Below are 18476 nucleotides of genomic sequence, written 5' to 3' on the forward strand. Positions count from 1 at the left end.
ATGAAATCTAAAAATTTACTATACATACCTTTAATATTAGGGACGTTTGCCGCCATAACGCCGTCCTGTACGAAACTTAATGAAGAGTTCAGGAGCGAACTGGAGGAGGGAGCCAACGTAGAAGCCACAGGTCTGCTGGTAACCGCCTACACTTCATTGAACACACCTTATCAGCAGGAGCAGCGATGGGTGATGCAGGAAATCTCAACCGACGCTGCTATGGCGCCTACCCGGGGCGGTGACTGGGATGATAATGGTATGCACCGCGCAATACACTTACATACATGGAACGCCGATAATGGTTACATGAACAACACTTTTGTAAGCCTCGGTACGGCGATATTCAACGCCGCTAATGTGTTGCGCTACAGCCCAAGCGAACAGCAAAAGGCGGAGGCCAGATTTATTCGCGCTATCGCTATGTTTGATATGCTTGATCTATACGGTGTGGTGCCCTTAAGAGAAGGTGAGTCCCTGGAAGATTTCAGAATTCCGCCTGAAGTGCTGCAACCACAAGCCGCTATCGATTATATGGTTAAGGAGCTCAACGAGATGATGGGCGCCTTGCCTAATAATGATATAGCCTATGTGGCTAACAGAAACGCAGCGAAAGTACTGCTGATGAAGATCTACCTAAACAAAGGCACATTCCTCAACAGGCAGTCGCCGACATTTGATGCAGCTGATATGAATCAGGTGATTACGCTGGCCAAAGAGATCACGGCTTCAGGCTTGTATACTGTTTCGGCGCCCGGAAAGTATTTTGACAATTTTGCGCCGGACAACGATGTGAAGTCCACTGAGAACATCTACACGCTTCTAAATAAAAACGGAGAAAGAGGTGGAAGTGTCGACAGGACCTGGAATACAATAGCTCACTACAATATGAGTCCGGGCGGATGGAATGGCTGGTGTACTTTGTCTGACTATTATGATAAGTTTCAGGCAACGGATGAAAGAAGGGGCATTTATTATGATTATCCGGCGGACACGACCTACAACAGAACCAAAGGATTTAAAAGACAGAACGTAGGTTTTTTTGCAGGCCAACAGTATAACTGGAAAACCAATGAACCATTGAATGCAAGAAACCCGGCTGGCGCACCTTTGGTATTCACCAGGGAAGTAGGCATCAGGACCTCCGGCGCTACGCTTGAAACAGCGGGCATCCGTCCAATGAAGTACGCGTTCGATTATGCAGTAACGGGACAAAGAAATAATGACTGGGTGGTATATCGCTATTCCGACGTATTGCTGATGCAGGCCGAAGCAATCCTGCGCGGTGGTACCGGCACGGTAGGAGAGGCGCTTGCACTGGTGAACGGCATCAGGGCAAACCGCGGCGTTGCTGCATTTACCAGTCTCACGCTCGATAATTTGTTAGACGAACGTGCACGCGAACTGTACTGGGAAGGATGGAGAAGACAGGACCTGATCCGTTTCGGCAAGTTCCTGGAACCATGGCAGGAAAAAGCTGCCGATCCCGATCCGAAGACGCTGGTGTTCCCGATCCCCAGTCAGCAAATTGCAGTAAACCCCAACCTGGTGCAGAACCCCGGGTACTAAAAATACTTTTTAAACGATTCAAAAAAGGCCATAAATCAATGGCCTTTTTTTCATTTTTGCAACATGATACCACACTGGAAGGTCCGCATGTTCTTATACATCAATTACTTTGTGTTTGCCATATTGCTCAATAGCGTGGGCATCGTGATCGCCAAGTCAATCAATGTTTATGGTGTCAACGAACAAACCGCCTCTGTTCTGGAAGCGTTCAAGGATTTGCCGATTGCCATTGTATCCTTCTTTATCGCGTCCTTTCTGCCCAGGCTGGGTTATAAAAGAGCCATGCTTATTGCCTTGTTCATTGTCTTTGCGGGTTGCCTGGGCATGCGCTTTGGCAACAGTTTCTGGGCGGCAAAAATGATGTTCCTGTCCGTGGGTGTCAGTTTTGCATTGATCAAATTATCTGTTTACAGTCTTGTAGGAATAGTGACCGATACACCGCAGCAACACTCGTCTTTAATGAGCTCCGTCGAAGGGGTCTTTATGGTAGGCATTGCCACGGCATACTTCCTGTTTCCGGCCTTTTACTCTGACACTGATCCAGATGCCTGGCTGAATGTCTACCTGGTGTTGTGCGGTTTGATCGCTATGTCTTTTTTGCTTCTTGCTTTTTCAGGCATCTCTGTACCTGCTGAAACGGCCGGAGCCAACTGGAAGGACGATATCAGGAACTCAATACACTTGCTGGTCATTCCTTTAGTACTTGTATTTATTGGTTCTGCCTTTTTCTTTGTGATGATCGAACAGGGGATTATGACCTGGTTGCCCCGCTTCAACGAAAAGGTATTTTTGTTTTCAGAGAAGCTAAGTGTACGGATGGCTTCCTTACTGGCCATTTCTTTAGCGGCCGGCCGGTTTATCGCGGGATGGATGTCCAGGAAAATTTCCTGGGCCGCTATCGTGATCGGTTGCGCAATTCTTGCCATTCTGCTGCTACTGGCCATACTTCCGAAGCTGCAGGCGGTAAACACCTTAGAAAAGTACACATCATTTTCCGAAGTGCCTTTACTGGGTTATATGCTTCCCTTGATCGGATTGTTTATCGCGCCGATTTATCCATTGCTCAATTCTACGGTCTTAAGTCACTTGCCTAAAAATCTGCATGCACCTATGTCGGGGCTGATCATTATTTTTTCTGCGCTGGGCGGAACGCTGGGATCGAGGATCGTGGGCACCTTGTTTGGTAGTATCGGGGGTGTCAACGCTTTTTATTTTTTAATCATTCCTATCTTGCTACTGATCATCTCCGTTTGGATGATTCAGAAACTAATCAAGAAGCGCATTGTCGCTTCATCTTAGTGAACCATATTTTATCAGCAGTAAACCAGGTTATCAGTTTTTCACCAGCTGGCGGACGGTTCGTTACACCAACTAAAAGGCACCGACGCATATGTGCTACAGGCTGATCAGCAATAGCAATGTTGAAAACGTTTATCAGTATAAACGAAAACTTTTTCTGTCAACCTTTTAACTTCCCAACCGCTCAGTTCACGCCACTTTCTTCACTAACAACCGGCTGCTGTTGGCGGCCAGCACTACATCGCTGAAGGCCATGATCAGCGCGCCGAAAGAAGGTGTCAGGAAGCCCAGGGCGGCGACCGGTATGGCCACAATATTGTAGGAGAACGCCCAGAAAAGATTTTCTTTAATGGTTTTGTAAGTATGCCTTCCCAACCCCAGGGCCATAGGCAGGTTCTTCAATCCCTGGTTCATTAACACGACCTGTGCGGTTTGCATGGCTATCTGCGAGGCGTCGCTCATGCTGATGCCGATGGTTGCTTTCGCCAATGCCGGTGCGTCGTTGATGCCATCGCCAACCATTGCCGTCGGTGTCGCAGCATTTTTCGCTGCGATGATTTGCAATTTCTCTTCGGGTGTTTTCTCCGCAATGACTTCGTCGATGCCCAGTTGAGCAGCGATCTGATCGGCTTTTGCTTTTTTGTCACCGCTCAGCAAAATCGTCTTGATATTTTTACTGTGAAAATATTGCACCACTGCTTCAGCTTCGGGACGCAATTCATCAGCAACGTCGATATACCCGATCAAGGTGTTGTTCTCTACCAGGTAGATATTATGTGTATCATCCTGAGTCAGGTGAGCAGCGATCTTGTAAGACCCCGCGCGATATTCATTGCCACTTTTATCATGCGCGCGCATACCTTCTCCCTTGATCTCTTCGATCTTCTGCCAATGTATGGTTTCTTTACTTTTCCACTCACGTGTGAACGCTTTGGCGATGGGATGATTGGAGTATTTTTCAAGCGAATAGACCAGCGATTGAAAAGCCGTGTCGGATATACGTGGGTCCAATATCTGATAACCCGTAATTGAAAAGTTGCCCGTGGTCAGTGTACCTGTTTTGTCAAAGACCACCTGCCTGATGTTTTTGAAATTTTCCAGGCTCGTGGCGTTTCGGAACAATATTCCGTTACGGGCGCCGCGCCCTAAACCCACTGCGATGGCAGCCGGCGTCGCCAGCCCCATAGCGCAGGGACAAGCAATCACCAACACGGCAATAGCCCGCATAAGCGAAGGCGTAAATTCTTTCAGCACCACCCAGTTGATGATCAGTGTCAGCACGGCAATCCCTAATACGACGGGTATAAAGACGGCGCTGATTTTGTCTGCCATTTGTTGAACCGGAGGTTTCTCGCCCTGCGCTTCCTGCACCATGTTGATAATGCCCGACAGGACGGTGTCCTGCCCTACGGCTGTAACTTGCGCTTTCGCGGTGCCGTTGGTAACAATGCTGCCACCAATCAGTTTATCTTTCGCCTGTTTTTCTACAGGCGCACTTTCGCCGGTGATGATGGCCTCGTTCACACTCACTTCTCCCCACAGGATCTTACAATCTGTTGGCACTTGTTCCCCGTCTTTGATGAGGATCAAATCTCCTGTGCGCAACGCGCTGCTTTCCACCGGAAATACATTTTCCTGGTACTCGTTGTCATAGGCGATCATGTTGGCCATTACCACCTGTGTCTGGGCCAGCTTTTTCAGTTGTGCCTGCGTCGAGTCTACCGCCTTTTCTTCAATAAAGTTGCCCAAGAAGACCAGTGTAATCACCGTAGCGGCGGTCTCGAAAAAGATGTACTCATCTTGTCCCGTGAAAACACCGTACAAGCTGTAGACAAAAGCAGCAGTGGCTCCAATCGCGATAAGCACGTTCATATTTGGCATACCGTTGCGCATGCTTTTCCAGGCGCTGACGCCAAAAAAGGACATGCCTACTATATACACCGGCAGACACAGGGGCAGCTGCACGTAGGGCTGCATGAGCCAGCTGTGATGCATAGCAGGGATCATGTGCAGCATCAGGATCAATGTGAAAGGAAGGCAGAACCAAAAACGTTGTGCATTATTTTTCAGGAATGCTCCTTTTTCTTTTCCATGATCGTGGCCGTGTGCATGACCTTTGTCATGAGTGTCACCAACCACGGTGTAGCCGAGATTAGACAATCCTTTGGAGATATTTTCAGCGGACATGCCCGGCTGCTTTTCGAAGCTGACATTGCCGGTGGCAAAGTTGACTTTCACGTCTTTTGCGCCTTCTTTAGTCAGGTATTTATTGATAGTCAGTGCGCAGGTAGCACAATCCATACCTTCCACCTTCCAGTTTATTTTCTCGTTCGTTTCCATAACTCCCTATTATAACATGCAAAGTTATAGCAAGGTTGACGGACGTCCCGGCGGTAAAAATGATATTATTATAACCAGGTTGCAGAAACACTGGTTTTTATTGCAATAGCGTTGCGAATCGGATCCGGCAGGTAGATCAAAGCCCGTTCTTAACCGAGATCACCTTCACGAATCTCGATCGGTAATAATCATTGAGGGCTGTTATGGTCACACCGCCTGCGTTCCCCGAGCTGGAATGAATAAATCTCAAACTGTCTGAGTTGGTAGTAACAATGCCCATATGTCCCACAACCGCCGATGCAGCGTCGGTGCCGGTAAACAGGATCAGATCGCCGCGGCGGGCATTTGAAAGGGATACTTCGGTGCCTTTGTCTGTAAAGTCCACCGAAGAGCGTGGTACATTCAGGTCAAAATGATTGAATACGTAAGTGATGAACCCCGAACAGTCAAAACCTTTTGCCGGATCGCTGGAAGCATAGAGGTAAGGAACACCGAGGAGGGACTCGGCAAAATCAACAATGGCATTCAGCGGGATTTCGCGCTGCCAGCCGGAGGACTGTCTGGTCGGGTTTTGCAAACTGTCTCGTGTTTGCGGCAGGGTGTCAGCCGGGTACGATGCCACCGCGGGATTATCTGTCTCCCCGGGCTTCCCGCTCCTTGTAATTACCCAACCATAGATCAATAGGCCGGACAATACCAATAATATGATGATAAAGTATTTCAAGTTTTCGATTGATGAAGCACCGGAAATGATGTGCAAGAAGTGAGCCATAAACGTGTGGAGGATCTTGGCGACGTCGGCGTCATTACCCGTTTTTCAGGTCAGGCCGGGAGATCGGGGAAACGGGTGGAAATGATCAGCTTAAGCCACCATCTTTAGCGCCGGGAAAAAATAAACACATGGAAAATTTTGTGTACGTTTGTTAGCATCTAAATTAATTTAATAACGAATATGGAATACAGAATTGAAAAGGATACCATGGGTGAGGTAAATGTACCGGCTCATGCTTTTTATGGCGCGCAAACACAGCGTTCTATTGAAAATTTTAAGATAGCGCAAGATATCAACCGCATGCCTAAAGAGATCATCCACGCGTTTGCTTACCTGAAGAAGGCGGCGGCGATCACCAACCAGAAAGCGAAAGTGTTGCCGAAAAACAAAAGTGTCCTGATCGGAAAAGTATGCGATGAGATACTGGACGGAAAGCTGGATCAGGAGTTTCCGCTGGTGGTTTGGCAAACGGGTAGCGGCACGCAAAGCAACATGAATGTAAACGAAGTGGTGGCGTATCGCGGACATGTTTTGAACGGGGGCAAACTCACTGATAAAGAGAAATTCTTACACCCTAATGATGATGTGAATAAAAGCCAGAGCAGCAACGACACGTTCCCCACGGCTATGCATATTGCCGCATACAAGATCCTGGTGGAAGTGACCATCCCCGGCATTGAGAAACTGCGCGACACTTTAAAAAAGAAGAGCAAGCAATATATGAAAGTGGTGAAGATCGGCCGTACGCATTTTATGGACGCGACGCCACTCACACTGGGACAGGAGCTAAGCGGTTATGTATCACAACTGGATCATGGTTTGAAAGCCATCAAAAATACATTACCTCATTTGAGCGAGCTGGCCCTCGGCGGGACTGCGGTAGGAACGGGTATCAATACGCCTGAAGGTTATGCCGAAAACGTGGCGGCTGAGATTGCGCGGCTTACCAAACTGCCTTTTAAAACCGCTGAGAATAAGTTTGAAGCGTTGGCAGCACACGATGCGATCGTTGAAGCACATGGTGCGTTGAAGACAGTGGCGGTAAGCCTTATGAAGATCGCCAATGACATCCGGATGCTTTCCAGCGGTCCGAGAAGCGGGATCGGCGAGCTGTTCATTCCTGATAATGAGCCGGGCTCTTCCATCATGCCGGGCAAGGTGAATCCCACGCAGTGCGAGGCGCTCACCATGATCGCTGCCCAGGTGATGGGGAACGATGTGGCAATCAGCGTAGGCGGTGCAAACGGTCATTTTGAACTGAACGTGTTTAAGCCGGTCATGATCTACAATTTCCTGCACAGCGCGCGTTTGATTGGTGACGGATGTGTTTCTTTCAATGATAAATGCGCTGTGGGATTGGCCCCTATTGAAAGCAATATTAAAAAGCATGTGGATAATTCACTGATGCTGGTAACGGCGCTCAATCCTAAGATCGGATATTATAAAGCGGCGGAAATCGCTCAGAAGGCCCACAAAGAAGGGACGACGCTGAAAGCAATGGCTGTGAAACTGGGATACCTCACAGAAAAGGAATTTGACGAATGGGTGGTGCCGGGAAAGATGGTAGGAAAGATATAATTGATGTATAAATAATCAAGCCACAGATGCACGGATAAGAATGAGATTATTGGTGCATCTGTGGCTTTATCAACGCGTCTGACCGTCCCGGTCTGACGCGTTTAAATAATAAACCAAAACTAAACGAATGAGAGAAATTGTTTTCGCCATTGCGTGCAGTGTTTTCTGTTTGAATACAAATGCTCAGAATGCGTCGCTGCGAAGTATAGCCAAACTTGAAAGTGGCCCTGGCGGGATAGGTTTCGGCTATGAGCTAAAGTTAACATCGGAATTTACTTTGGATCTTAATACCGGAGTGGGTGGAAACTATGAAATTTCCGAAAACTCCTTTTCTTACGTTCTTGCAAATAGTGATTACGAAATTCCAGCGATATACCTGAATATTGCCCCGCGGTTTTACTATAATATCAGAAAACGTGCCCGAAAAAACAAAAGCATACTTTATAACTCGGCTAATTATTTAGGACTAAAAATAAAATTTGCTTCTCCATTAGAATCGGAATATAACACTGGAGCCGCGTTAATAAATGCCCACTGGGGTCTACAACGTCATATTGGCCGTAAATGGATCATCAATACTCATTGTGGTTTGGGATATGCTGTTGCTTTAAGTCGAACCAGCGTTATCCAATATGATATTGGATATCCGGCAAGTACTGTCAGCTATCCTTCTACCGGTACATTCTACCCTGCGGTTGATGTGAAATTTGCTTATATTCTTTCTAAAAAGAACTAATCGAGCAGATCCGGTCTTCTTTCCTGGGTGCGCTGAACAGATTGTTCATAGCGCCAATCTTCAATTTTTTTATGATCGCCGCTCATCAATACATCCGGTACTTTATGACCTCTAAAATCAACGGGACGGGTGTACACCGGAGGTGCGAGTAAATTGTCCTGGAAAGAATCGGTAAGGGCAGAAGTCTCATCGTTTAAGACACCCGGCAAAAGTCTGCCGATAGCATCTACCAACACTGCTGCAGCCAGCTCGCCGCCACTTAATACATAATCGCCAATGGAAATTTCTTTGGTAATATATTGCTGGCGGATACGTTCGTCAATGCCCTTATAATGTCCGCAGATCATCAACAGGCTATTCTTTAACGAAAGGGTGTTCGCTATTCGCTGATTCAGTGTTTCACCGTCAGGCGTTAGGTAAATGATTTCATCGTATGATTTTTCCTTCGACAGTTCTTCGATAGCATTTGCAAGGGGTTCGCACATCATGACCATACCGGCTCCTCCGCCATACTGGTAATCATCAATCTGTCCATACTCGTTGACGGCCCATTTGCGCAGGTGATGCACCTGTACTGTCAGTAAACCCTTGTCCTGTGCGCGTTTCATAATGCTGTGTTCTAAGGGGCTGACTAATAATTCAGGAAGTACGGTAAGTATGTCGATGTGCATGAAGTGATTTAAATATTTTTGATTTTGGATTGGACTGCAGATCCCGGTCTGTGTTTATACCTGGCTGTAGTCCAGCGTTCAAATCTACGTGTTTATTCACCATCCATAAAGTCGTCGAGGTCGCGGCGTTCTTTCTTCGTGGGGCGGCCGATTTTACTCAGGCGCTTGCCGCTGTAAAAAGAGGCAGCCTGCATTTTCGCCTTTTCTAATTCCTCTGGCGGCGTGAGATCGACATAATGTTTAACGGCTTCTTCATATTTAACGCGGGTATGCAGCAGCCCCGTTACTTTGATGCGCCACTTGCGTCCTTCGGTACGCACATCATAAATATCTCCCAGGTGCACATTCTTACCTGGCTTAGCCGGTTCTTCCTGATATTTCACCCGGTTATCGTTACAGGCATCCGTGGCCAGCCTTCTTGTTTTAAACAAGCGGATAGACCAGAGATATTTGTCGAGTCTCAATTTCTCCTTGTCCATAATAGCAAAGATTGTAATTTTTCCGCATTTCGTAAACATCCACACAAAAGGCAGAGGTAGTTTTGCGGCCTGAAATGAAGAGATTAGCCGCTAAATATTTCTGTTGCTGCTTTTTATTGACTGTCTTAACGCCCCTCACCTTATTTGCTCAACAAGCGCAAATGCTTAAAGGCATTGTGGTTGACGGAAATAAGAAGCCCATTGAGTTTGCTACGATACAGATTGATGAGATTGGCTCGCGTACTATTACTACCACATCAGGAAGTTTTCTGATCAGGATACCGGGTACATTAAGCAAATTTCATGTTACAGCTTCAAGTGTTGGGAAACGGACGGTAACCAAAGAGCTGAATCTCTCTGATTTGTCTACATCTCAGACGTTTATATTATTGGATTTGAACCTATCGTTACCAGAAGTCGAAGTAAGCAGTGTTAGGAAAAAAACGAATACGTCTAACTCCTCTATCGTATTTGACAGGGAAGCTATAGAACAGTCGCAGTCGCTCAGCATAGCGAATGTATTAAATTATTTGCCTGGCAAAACAATACTTAAGGCTAACGTTTCGATACAAGGCCCGCAGATGTTAACTCTTAGGGACGCCACGCCTATGAATGGGATGGCAGCCAGAAATAATTCCTTTGGAATTTCGGTTGTTATGGATGATGCCGTGTTATCGAACGACGCCAATATGCAATCGATGAGTTTAAACGTCAGGGGCTCGGCGCGCGAGATTAATCCGCCAGAGTCAAGCAAAGAATATCGAAACGGAACGCTGTATGGCTATTATGGCAATACTGCCAGAGCTGACAACGGTGTTGATTTAAGGGAAATACCTGTAGAAAATATTGAACGGATCGAGGTCGTTTCCGGTGTGGCATCTGCAAGGTATGGAGATTATAGCGCCGGGATGGTCATTATTGATCGTCAGGCGGGCGTCACACCGTGGAGGCTCAACTTAAGAAATAATGAGGCTACCCAAAATGTTGCGCTTTCTAAAGGTATGCGTTTGTCGCCGCGGCTCGGAGCCGTCAATTTCAGTTTAAACTTTTTGAATAGTAATGATGATCCTAGAAATAGGTTGAAATCCTATGAAAGGGTTTCAGGTAATCTTATGTGGAGCTATCAGCGGTCCTCGTTTAAAAATACTGTAAGTGTGGATTATTCGAATACCATGGACCACTTTAAAATAGATCCGGATGCTAAAGACGATAGAGGCGCAAAGTTTACCAATTGGAGCGTCGGGATTAACAACAGGTCGACTCTTACTATTAAAAAGCCCTGGCTTGATAATATTTATGTGCAGGCCAACTACAGGTGGGGCGTCCAGGAATCGTATGATCAGTTTTATTTGAATTCTGCAATTGCAAAACCCATTGTCGACGCTACGGAGACCGGGATCCATGAGGGATATTATGTGGCAGGATATTATCTGGCCGTAAGGCAAATCATCGGTAAACCGGTGAGCGCTTCTGCAAGAGTCGAAACCAATACTTCCTTAAAATTAAATGGTGGCGGATATCATTTGTCCGTCGGGGTTAATTACAGTTATAATGCAAACAAGGGAGCAGGAATTATTGTGGATTCGGACAGACCGAGGTTTGATGACCAATCCCGCAACAGGCCGTATTACAGAACACCTGATTTGCAAAATGTGGGAGTTTACGTGCAAAACAATTTGAGCACAAAATTATTTGGAAGGTCCTTTTCTGCTAATGCGGGTATCAGGGGCGATATTCAGAATAATTTCTTTACCGTTTCACCCAGGATTAATCTCAGTTATAAGATCAATAAACGGCTAAACTGGCATGCTGCCTATGGTATTGCCACAAAAGCTCCGTCTTTATCTCAGATAAGCCCCGGCGACGTTTATATTGATATTCCCTTAGCGGATGCCTATAATGGTTCGGTAAATGAAAGCGTGTACTTAGCATATACCCAGGTAATAGCCATGCAAAATGAAGCGCTGAAGCCTTACAAAAGTTACACCTATGAGACAGGCGTCAACTATAATTACAAAAAAATCAACCTATCTGCCACTTTATCCAGATCAACCGCTATCAATGGATTTTCGCCTGCAACCCGGTTATTCCATATTGAATTACCGGTTTATCAGATTAGTTCTGTTCCCGGTATGAAACCCACATATAGTGTCATACCTGATTCGACTGTCGTATACACAAAGAACTATAACAAAATTGAAAATGGTAATTACGCACGCAGTAACGGTGTTGAACTCATGCTCAATACGGAGAAAATTCAAACGCTCCAAACATCATTCAGCGGAAGCTTCGCATGGTATAGTACGTATTATAAGCAAAACGGCACGTATACCAGAATACCAGATGAGCCGAGGTTTGATATGGAAGCTGTGTATGGTGTGTTTAGACGAAACGAAAATAAAGGCACTGCGATAAAATCTACCGCGATCTCTAACACACATATTCCTAAGCTGCGGATGGCAGTAATACTAACCGGGGAAATATTTTGGGTGAGCAAACAAGAACTACTTTCTTCAGCCATCTACCCTGTCGGATATTATACTAAAGATTTTGAATTCTTTTCGTTAACACCCGAGCAGGCGATGTCGCAACAATATGCGCATTTGTTAGAAAGCAATCCCAGACTCGCCACCACCCATAAACCCAAATTTGTGTATGCAAACTTACATGCACGGTTAAGCAAGGAGATTGGTAACAATCTTAGATTTTCCTTTAATGCTTATAACTTTTTAAACATAAGACCAAAAGAGACTACTGAGTCGGGCATTAATTACTATAACGGGCAGCCTTCCTATGGCGCCGAATTAACTATAACAATTAAATAAGAGAAATATGAAACAGTCATTATTGGTAACACTGCTAATTTTAGTTTTGATTTCATCCTGTAAAAAAGATGATATCATCCCCGGAGTTCAACCCATTACTATAGTTGCGAAAGCCGGCTATGACGAATCTAATAAAGATTATGGATTCCCTTTGTCAGACATCAGTATCACATTAAAAAACACGACAACGAATTCAGCTTTATCTAAAATGACTGACAACAGTGGTGAGGCCGTTTTTAATGGCGTGACTCCCGGCGTTTATAATGTTGAAGCTACTTTCAGAGTAGCAAAGGCTCTTTATGAGGACAAGACCGGGCTGGTTGTGAACCAGGAGGAAGTAGTGTTTAACGCAGTATTAAACAATATTACTTTAAACGGTACAACATCCAACAACATTACGTTGCCTTTATCGGCCGGTAGGATCGGCGACTGGGTCATTAAGCAGATATATTATGAAGGTAGCGGAGGACAGGCCGCTGCTTTCAGAGACCAATTTATTGAGATCTATAATAATTCAAACGACACATTGTATGCGGACAGCTTGTATTTTGGTGTTTTGGCGGGGTCTGGTAGCACTTTAAGAAGCATTGACATCGAGAAAGGATATTATATTTCAAATCCGAACGATATCTTATATAAACAATTTGATTGGAGTAAATCGTTAGGCATGTCCCCAACGATGGGAGCTTCAGCAAATAACGACCATGTGTATATTCGCACGTTGTTTAGAATACCAGGCAATGGAAAAGATCATCCGGTATTGCCTGGAAAAAGTATTGTAGTCGCAGCCTCTGCGCAAAATCATCAGGCTGCTTATGTTGGCGCCGATGGCAATGCGATCACGGTAAAAGATCCTTCTTTAACTGTTGATTTAAGCAATGCCCACCTTGAAGTCTTTTTACGAAATATAATAACAAACCCCTTTTCTTCAGATGTTGATAACACCAATGTTGAAAATGTAATTGTCTGCGAAACGGGTGGTGACAGAGATCTGATTTTGGATTTAACAGGCAGAGACGCTTATTTTATTTTTAAAAGTGACAAACCATTTCCTGCCTATGGTCAGCCCGCAAATCCAAATAGTTATCCCAAGTATCCTGACCCCTCTGAAACCGCTATTACAGCGGCTACCGACTTATATTATCAAGTACCTAACTCTATTATTATAGATGCTGTCCAGGTGCAGAATACCATAGTGAACAATCGCCATCCAAGACGACTGGTGGCTTCGCTCGATGGCGGAGTAACAAATGTGCCTGGTGGTTTATACAGTTCACAGTCTGCTATAAGAAAGACTGCGAAGATCATAAACGGCCGGGTCGTATTAATGGATACCAATAACTCTACTAATGATTTTGATTATTTACCTAAGGCTGCTCCAGGCGCATTTAAATAATAGTCGTTTTAATCTGCTTCTACAGTGATGATGAACAAAGTAATTCTTCTCTTATCTTTCTTGTTCTGCATATCAACGTCAATGGTGGCGCAGAAGGATATTTCGCCTGCTTCTTTGCATACCAGGAATTATGAGAACAATTACCGTTTTAATTTATCAGATCCCGTAACCCAGGCTAATGTGGATTCAATCAGGTATCTGGATATTAACCTGGGTTATTTAAATAAAAAGGGAGACAACATATTTGCCCAGGAGTCTCCGGATGAACAAAGTTTTCATTTTAGCACGGAAGGCTCAAGGCGGTTAAAAAAGTACATTGTCGGCGGAAGCTTTGGTTACAGAAACCGGAATGCAGATAGCATTGCTTACACATTTCGGAACGATTTATCTAATTCAGCACCTTATTATTTATATGCATCCCGGAAGGGTAATTGGAAGGCAATCGATTATTCATTAAATGGTACCGTTTCGAGGCTACTGATGAATGACAAGTTGATCGTTGGGGCAGGTATAGACTACTACACTGCCAATTGGTGGCGCAGCAATGACCCCCGGCCGGAATATTTTACATACAAAATGAATATTGATGCGGCAGTTGCACTAAAGTTTTTAACCAAACATAAGGCCGGGGTACAGGCCGGACTTATTAGAGGCAGTGAGGACACGCGGGTGGGATATCAAAACGGAGATTACCGGAACAGCATGCAATATCCTGAATATATCACCTGGCTTCAGGAAGGCTACGGTGCCCAAAACAATAAAGCTTTCATACTGGATTTGACGGGAAATATTACCGGTTCAAAAATCGTGGGGCTATACGACGGCGCTTTTAATTTTGGTGAATTTACCGTTAAGGCAGTGAACACAAAAACACGTTCCAGGTTTTATAGCCGGGCGGCTCAAAGTACGGTAGGAATAAATGAAGATGAGTATGGCAAATATTATGAAGACTTTTGGGACGCTGTGTTGTGGTGGAAATATAAATCATCAAAGAACGTATGGAATGTGAAACTGGATTATCAAAATCACTCTGGCAATGACTATAACATTGTTTATGGAGGCAACAACTACGTATATCTATATGAAAGTATAGGCTTGTCACCATTGTTTGAACACAAACGGAATGATGGGCCACAGTATGAATTGGGGGGATCGATGGATTTGAATTATTTATTAAGAGCTGACGGGACCAATGCTCTGAGAACGGCTTACCAATATATCAATGTCAATGCGTTCGGTGGATATTTCTGGTATTTGTCGCCCCGATCATTTTTTAAAACATCCGCAGGCGGCGGAATATATAAGCCCCAATCTGCCAGCCTTACAACTGTCACGCAGGTCACAGAATTTATTGAAAACGTAGTGTACAGGGATTACTATTACTACAACTCTCCAGCGATTACCACTAATCTGGAGCTCAAATATTCATTCTCTTTTAAAAAGGTTAATCCATATGTACAATTTAACATGCAGTATAGGAGCATGGATTTAACGGATGCGAATGTCCCTGCGATGAGCTTTCCCGGAAAAAATAGGTTGTCATGGCATTTCACTATCGGTATGTTGCAGTTCTAGCTTAATTTTTATAACTCTATGCGTAAAGCCTCTCTCGTTTTAACTATCATCATAGTAATTGGTATCTCGTCCTTTTCTTATACCAATTACTCTGCTCAACTTTTTAAGAATTACAACGACTCGTTGAGAAACCTGTATAGCCGACCGGTTGGTCAATGGCCGCAACCCACGATCGATTCGGGAGCTATCTGGAGCGAACTCGCACCGATCGCTAAGGACACTGGCTGGTTGTCGATCGATAAAAACCCCGTAACACGGCTGGGTATGTATCTTTTCTTCGATCCGCGTCTTTCCGGTTCCAGCCAGATATCCTGCAGCAGTTGTCATGATCCGGACCTGGCCTGGCAGGACGGAAGGGTAGTGGCTTTGGGAAACGATCACCTGCAGGGACAACGGAATACTCAAAGCCTTTTGAACGTATTCATTCAAAAAAAATTGTTCTGGGACGGGCGTGCCCGGGACTTTGAGTCACAAATGGTAGAGCCCCTAAGCGCGCATCATGAGATGAATATGGATGTGCCGGCGTTGCCCGATAAGCTTTCAAAGATTAAAGGCTACGAAGCGTTGTTCCGCGACGCTTATGGAGACGGTGCCGTTGATTTTGACAGGATCGCCAGGGCATTGGGCGCTTTTCAACAGGTGATACGAAGCCGCAATACCCGCTTTGATCAGTTTATCAAAGGTGACTATAACGAGTTTTCGGATGATGAAATTGCCGGACTGCATTTATTCAGGACCAAAGCCAGGTGTATGAACTGCCATAGTGGCCCATACCTTACAGATACCAGCTTTCATAATATTGGCCTCACCTACTATAAAAGAAAATATGAAGATCTTGGATTGTATAATATCACCAAAAACAAGGAAGATGTGGGGAAGTTCAGAACGCCATCTTTGCGGGAGCTCGAAAGAACACGTCCCTGGATGCACAACGGTTTGTTTGACAACCTGGAAGGCGTGATCAATATGTACAATAGCGGCATGCCTCAGAAACCTAAAACGGAGGAGCAAAAGGCGGATCCTATGTTTCCCAAGACCGACCGGTTAATGCAGCCGTTACAATTGACAAAGGAAGAAAAGGCGCAATTGATTTCGTTTTTACACACACTTACCGGCGTGCCTTACCGGATGCGACGACCGGAGCTGCCGAAGTAAGGCCGGAGTTTCATTTAGAGTAAGCCGCGAGCTCCGGGGCGTCAGACCGTCCCGGTCTGACGCGGTGATCATCGTCAACATCTTTGAACTTTACACGCTGCCACGAATACACAGCTAGAATACGTTAATCTCTACTTGCTTAATGACTTATCTGCATGCTTAGTTGACAGCCAGTATAGCTACCCTACCTTCGGGCATTCGTGGTATTGCGACATAATCAACTAAGGCGCTTGATCATTTTTATATTGCACCGTTCATAGGAGGCTGACCCTACGGGTACTTCTTCAAAGCCAAACTTCCGATACAACGTGATAGCCGGCGTCAGTTTAGTATTTGAATATAAGACCAGCTCTGCATGTCCTTTCGCTTTTGCTTCATCAATACAATGTTGTATCAGCAGGTTCGCATATCCCTTTCCCTGGGCTGATGGCGTTACCGCCATTTTAGTAAGCTCGAGTTCGTGATGTTCGTTGTACATCAACGCCACGGTCCCTTTAGGCACGCCGTCTTCTACTACAAAATAAATATTGCCGCCTTTGTCTAATATGTATTGTTCCGGGTTAGACAACACTTCCACATCATACGGTTCGGGCACGAAATAGGCTTCCAGCCAGGCCATATTGTATTGCTTGAAATAGCCGGCCCACTCAGGTTTGTAAGATTGGATCTGTCCCATACTGTTCCTTCCTGAAAAATTTATTCTGCAAAAAATTGATGGAAATAGGGGATGGCCTCTATGCCTTTGTAATAGTTCTCAATATTGTACTTTTCGTTCGGACTGTGAAGTCCGTCATTATCCAGGCCAAATCCCATAAAAATGATCTTGGTGCCCAGTTCACTTTCCAAAGTATGACAGATAGGAATACTTCCGCCGCCTTTTACGGGAATCGGCGTTTTGCCAAACGTGGTTTCCAGTGCTTTGCTGGCCGCCTGGTATCCTTTGCTGTCTATGGGCGTGCCATAAGGCTCACCGCCGTGATGCTCAAACGCATTGACGGTCACGCTGGAAGGAGCTATTTTTCTGAAGTGATCCAACAGCAATTGGGTTATTTTATCACTGGTTTGATTAGGCACGAGCCGGGCTGATATCTTCGCCGTAGCCTTGGCCGGTAAAACGGTTTTCGCTCCTTCACCTGTGTAGCCGCCCCATATACCGTTCAGCTCCAGTGTTGGCCTGATGCCGGTCCGCTCATAAGTGCTGTACCCTTTTTCACCCCAAAGCTCTTTGATGCCTATCTCGTCTTTATACTCCTTTTCGTCAAAAGGCGCTTTATTGATCAGTTCGCGTTCTTCGTCTGAGAACGTTTGCACGTCGTCATAAAAACCGGGAATTGTGATATGATTGTTTTCATCGTGGCAGCTCGCGATCATCTTTGACAAGATCACGATCGGGTTGGCCACAGCGCCTCCATAAGTGCCGCTATGCAGATCGCGTGCCGCTGCCGCTACCTCCACTTCAATATAGCTTAAGCCTCTCACGCCGGTGTCCAGAGAAGGGTTTTCCATGCTCAGTAATGAACTGTCGCTGATCAGTATCACATCTGCTTTTAAAAGCTCTTTATTGGCCGCTACAAATTTTCCCAGGTTGGGCGATCCCACTTCCTCTTCCCCTTCAATAATGAATTTAATGTTTGTCGCCATGGTGTCGGTTTTCACCATAGTTTCCAGGGCTTTTACATGCATGTAGAACTGGCCTTTGTCATCAGCGCTGCCGCGGGCAAATACTTTACCGTCTGCAATGGTGGGTTCAAAAGGCGGCGTCTTCCACAATTCCAGCGGCTCCGCAGGTTGCACGTCGTAATGTCCGTATACCAGTACTGTAGGTTTTGCAGGATCTGTGATCTTCTCGCCATACACCACCGGGTGTCCGCCGGTTTCCATCACTTCAGCCTTATCACAACCGCTGGCCAGCAAAGACGCTTTTACGGCCTCGGCACAAGTGATCATATCTTCCTTATGTTCGCTTTTAGCACTAACTGATGGTATGCGCAGCAGATCCATCATCTCCTGCAGAAAGCGTTCTTTGTGCTGCTCCTGGTATGCGGTCCAAACGTTATTCATGTGTCTGTTTTTTTTTAAGTTCA

Annotated in this window: 14 protein-coding genes; 8 read left to right on the top strand and 6 right to left on the bottom strand. The window is 45.5% G+C overall.

Features of this window, described 5'->3' with window-relative positions; genetic code table 11:
* Both ACU37H_RS13625 and ACU37H_RS13630 read left to right on the top strand, forming a co-directional pair.
* On the top strand, positions 1-1566 hold the full coding sequence (locus ACU37H_RS13625) for a RagB/SusD family nutrient uptake outer membrane protein (RefSeq protein ID WP_472703559.1): 1566 nt from the start codon (positions 1-3) through the stop codon (positions 1564-1566).
* 63 nt (positions 1567-1629) lie between these two features.
* Positions 1630-2865: an MFS transporter gene (locus ACU37H_RS13630; protein ID WP_472703558.1), complete on the top strand. Its 1236-nt coding sequence runs from the start codon at positions 1630-1632 to the stop codon at positions 2863-2865.
* 189 nt (positions 2866-3054) lie between these two features.
* Here ACU37H_RS13630 and ACU37H_RS13635 read toward each other — a convergent pair whose 3' ends face one another.
* Both ACU37H_RS13635 and ACU37H_RS13640 read right to left on the bottom strand, forming a co-directional pair.
* Entirely contained in the window at positions 3055-5205 is a 2151-nt protein-coding gene (locus ACU37H_RS13635; RefSeq protein ID WP_472703557.1) for a heavy metal translocating P-type ATPase, read from the bottom strand.
* A gap of 136 nt (positions 5206-5341) precedes the next feature.
* A complete protein-coding gene (locus ACU37H_RS13640) occupies positions 5342-5977 on the bottom strand; it encodes a C40 family peptidase (RefSeq protein ID WP_494407555.1) in 636 nt (211 codons plus the stop codon).
* A 180-nt stretch (positions 5978-6157) separates the two neighbouring features.
* Between ACU37H_RS13640 and fumC the strand changes: the two genes are divergently transcribed.
* The gene (fumC, locus tag ACU37H_RS13645) at positions 6158-7555 is read left to right on the top strand and encodes a class II fumarate hydratase (RefSeq protein WP_472703555.1); all 1398 of its coding nucleotides are present in this window, start codon (positions 6158-6160) and stop codon (positions 7553-7555) included.
* 127 nt (positions 7556-7682) lie between these two features.
* On the top strand, positions 7683-8291 hold the full coding sequence (locus ACU37H_RS13650) for a hypothetical protein (RefSeq protein WP_472703554.1): 609 nt from the start codon (positions 7683-7685) through the stop codon (positions 8289-8291).
* Here ACU37H_RS13650 and trmD read toward each other — a convergent pair.
* Positions 8288-8962 (bottom strand): tRNA (guanosine(37)-N1)-methyltransferase TrmD, encoded by a 675-nt coding sequence (trmD, locus tag ACU37H_RS13655; RefSeq protein ID WP_472703553.1) that lies wholly within the window; start codon positions 8960-8962, stop codon positions 8288-8290. The genes ACU37H_RS13650 and trmD overlap by 4 nt on opposite strands.
* Positions 8963-9054: 92 nt before the next feature.
* Positions 9055-9441, bottom strand: a complete 387-nt coding sequence (locus tag ACU37H_RS13660; protein WP_472703552.1) for an RNA-binding S4 domain-containing protein — start codon at positions 9439-9441, stop codon at positions 9055-9057.
* A gap of 161 nt (positions 9442-9602) precedes the next feature.
* On the opposite strand from ACU37H_RS13660, the gene ACU37H_RS13665 reads away from it, so the two are divergent.
* From ACU37H_RS13665 to ACU37H_RS13680, 4 genes are all read left to right on the top strand, one after another.
* Positions 9603-12266, top strand: coding sequence for a TonB-dependent receptor (locus ACU37H_RS13665; RefSeq protein ID WP_472703551.1), 2664 nt, complete (start codon positions 9603-9605; stop codon positions 12264-12266).
* Positions 12267-12273: 7 nt separating this feature from the next.
* Positions 12274-13662 (top strand): DUF4876 domain-containing protein, encoded by a 1389-nt coding sequence (locus ACU37H_RS13670; protein ID WP_472703550.1) that lies wholly within the window; start codon positions 12274-12276, stop codon positions 13660-13662.
* 81 nt (positions 13663-13743) lie between these two features.
* Positions 13744-15237: a DUF6850 family outer membrane beta-barrel protein gene (locus ACU37H_RS13675; protein WP_472703549.1), complete on the top strand. Its 1494-nt coding sequence runs from the start codon at positions 13744-13746 to the stop codon at positions 15235-15237.
* Between the two features lie 18 nt (positions 15238-15255).
* Complete coding sequence (locus tag ACU37H_RS13680; protein ID WP_472703548.1) at positions 15256-16392, top strand: cytochrome-c peroxidase; 1137 nt, start codon at positions 15256-15258, stop codon at positions 16390-16392.
* 217 nt (positions 16393-16609) lie between these two features.
* On the opposite strand, the gene ACU37H_RS13685 is transcribed toward ACU37H_RS13680, so the two are convergent.
* Both ACU37H_RS13685 and ACU37H_RS13690 read right to left on the bottom strand, forming a co-directional pair.
* The gene (locus tag ACU37H_RS13685) at positions 16610-17068 is read right to left on the bottom strand and encodes a GNAT family N-acetyltransferase (RefSeq protein WP_472703547.1); all 459 of its coding nucleotides are present in this window, start codon (positions 17066-17068) and stop codon (positions 16610-16612) included.
* A 20-nt stretch (positions 17069-17088) separates the two neighbouring features.
* Entirely contained in the window at positions 17089-18453 is a 1365-nt protein-coding gene (locus ACU37H_RS13690; RefSeq protein ID WP_472703546.1) for a dipeptidase, read from the bottom strand.
* Between the last annotated feature and the right edge of the window lie 23 nt (positions 18454-18476).

The organism is Niabella sp. ZPM-14, assembly GCF_055693045.2.

Coding starts and splice junctions, on each gene's coding strand:
- ACU37H_RS13630 (WP_472703558.1), top strand. CDS start 1,630: ATGATACCACACTGGAAGGTCCGCATGTTCTTATACATCAATTACTTT.
- ACU37H_RS13635 (WP_472703557.1), bottom strand. CDS start 5,205: ATGGAAACGAACGAGAAAATAAACTGGAAGGTGGAAGGTATGGATTGT.
- ACU37H_RS13650 (WP_472703554.1), top strand. CDS start 7,683: ATGAGAGAAATTGTTTTCGCCATTGCGTGCAGTGTTTTCTGTTTGAAT.
- ACU37H_RS13690 (WP_472703546.1), bottom strand. CDS start 18,453: ATGAATAACGTTTGGACCGCATACCAGGAGCAGCACAAAGAACGCTTT.
- ACU37H_RS13680 (WP_472703548.1), top strand. CDS start 15,256: ATGCGTAAAGCCTCTCTCGTTTTAACTATCATCATAGTAATTGGTATC.
- ACU37H_RS13665 (WP_472703551.1), top strand. CDS start 9,603: ATGCTTAAAGGCATTGTGGTTGACGGAAATAAGAAGCCCATTGAGTTT.
- ACU37H_RS13670 (WP_472703550.1), top strand. CDS start 12,274: ATGAAACAGTCATTATTGGTAACACTGCTAATTTTAGTTTTGATTTCA.
- trmD (WP_472703553.1), bottom strand. CDS start 8,962: ATGCACATCGACATACTTACCGTACTTCCTGAATTATTAGTCAGCCCC.
- ACU37H_RS13675 (WP_472703549.1), top strand. CDS start 13,744: ATGGTGGCGCAGAAGGATATTTCGCCTGCTTCTTTGCATACCAGGAAT.
- ACU37H_RS13685 (WP_472703547.1), bottom strand. CDS start 17,068: ATGGGACAGATCCAATCTTACAAACCTGAGTGGGCCGGCTATTTCAAG.
- ACU37H_RS13660 (WP_472703552.1), bottom strand. CDS start 9,441: ATGGACAAGGAGAAATTGAGACTCGACAAATATCTCTGGTCTATCCGC.
- ACU37H_RS13625 (WP_472703559.1), top strand. CDS start 1: ATGAAATCTAAAAATTTACTATACATACCTTTAATATTAGGGACGTTT.
- ACU37H_RS13640 (WP_494407555.1), bottom strand. CDS start 5,977: ATGGCTCACTTCTTGCACATCATTTCCGGTGCTTCATCAATCGAAAAC.
- fumC (WP_472703555.1), top strand. CDS start 6,158: ATGGAATACAGAATTGAAAAGGATACCATGGGTGAGGTAAATGTACCG.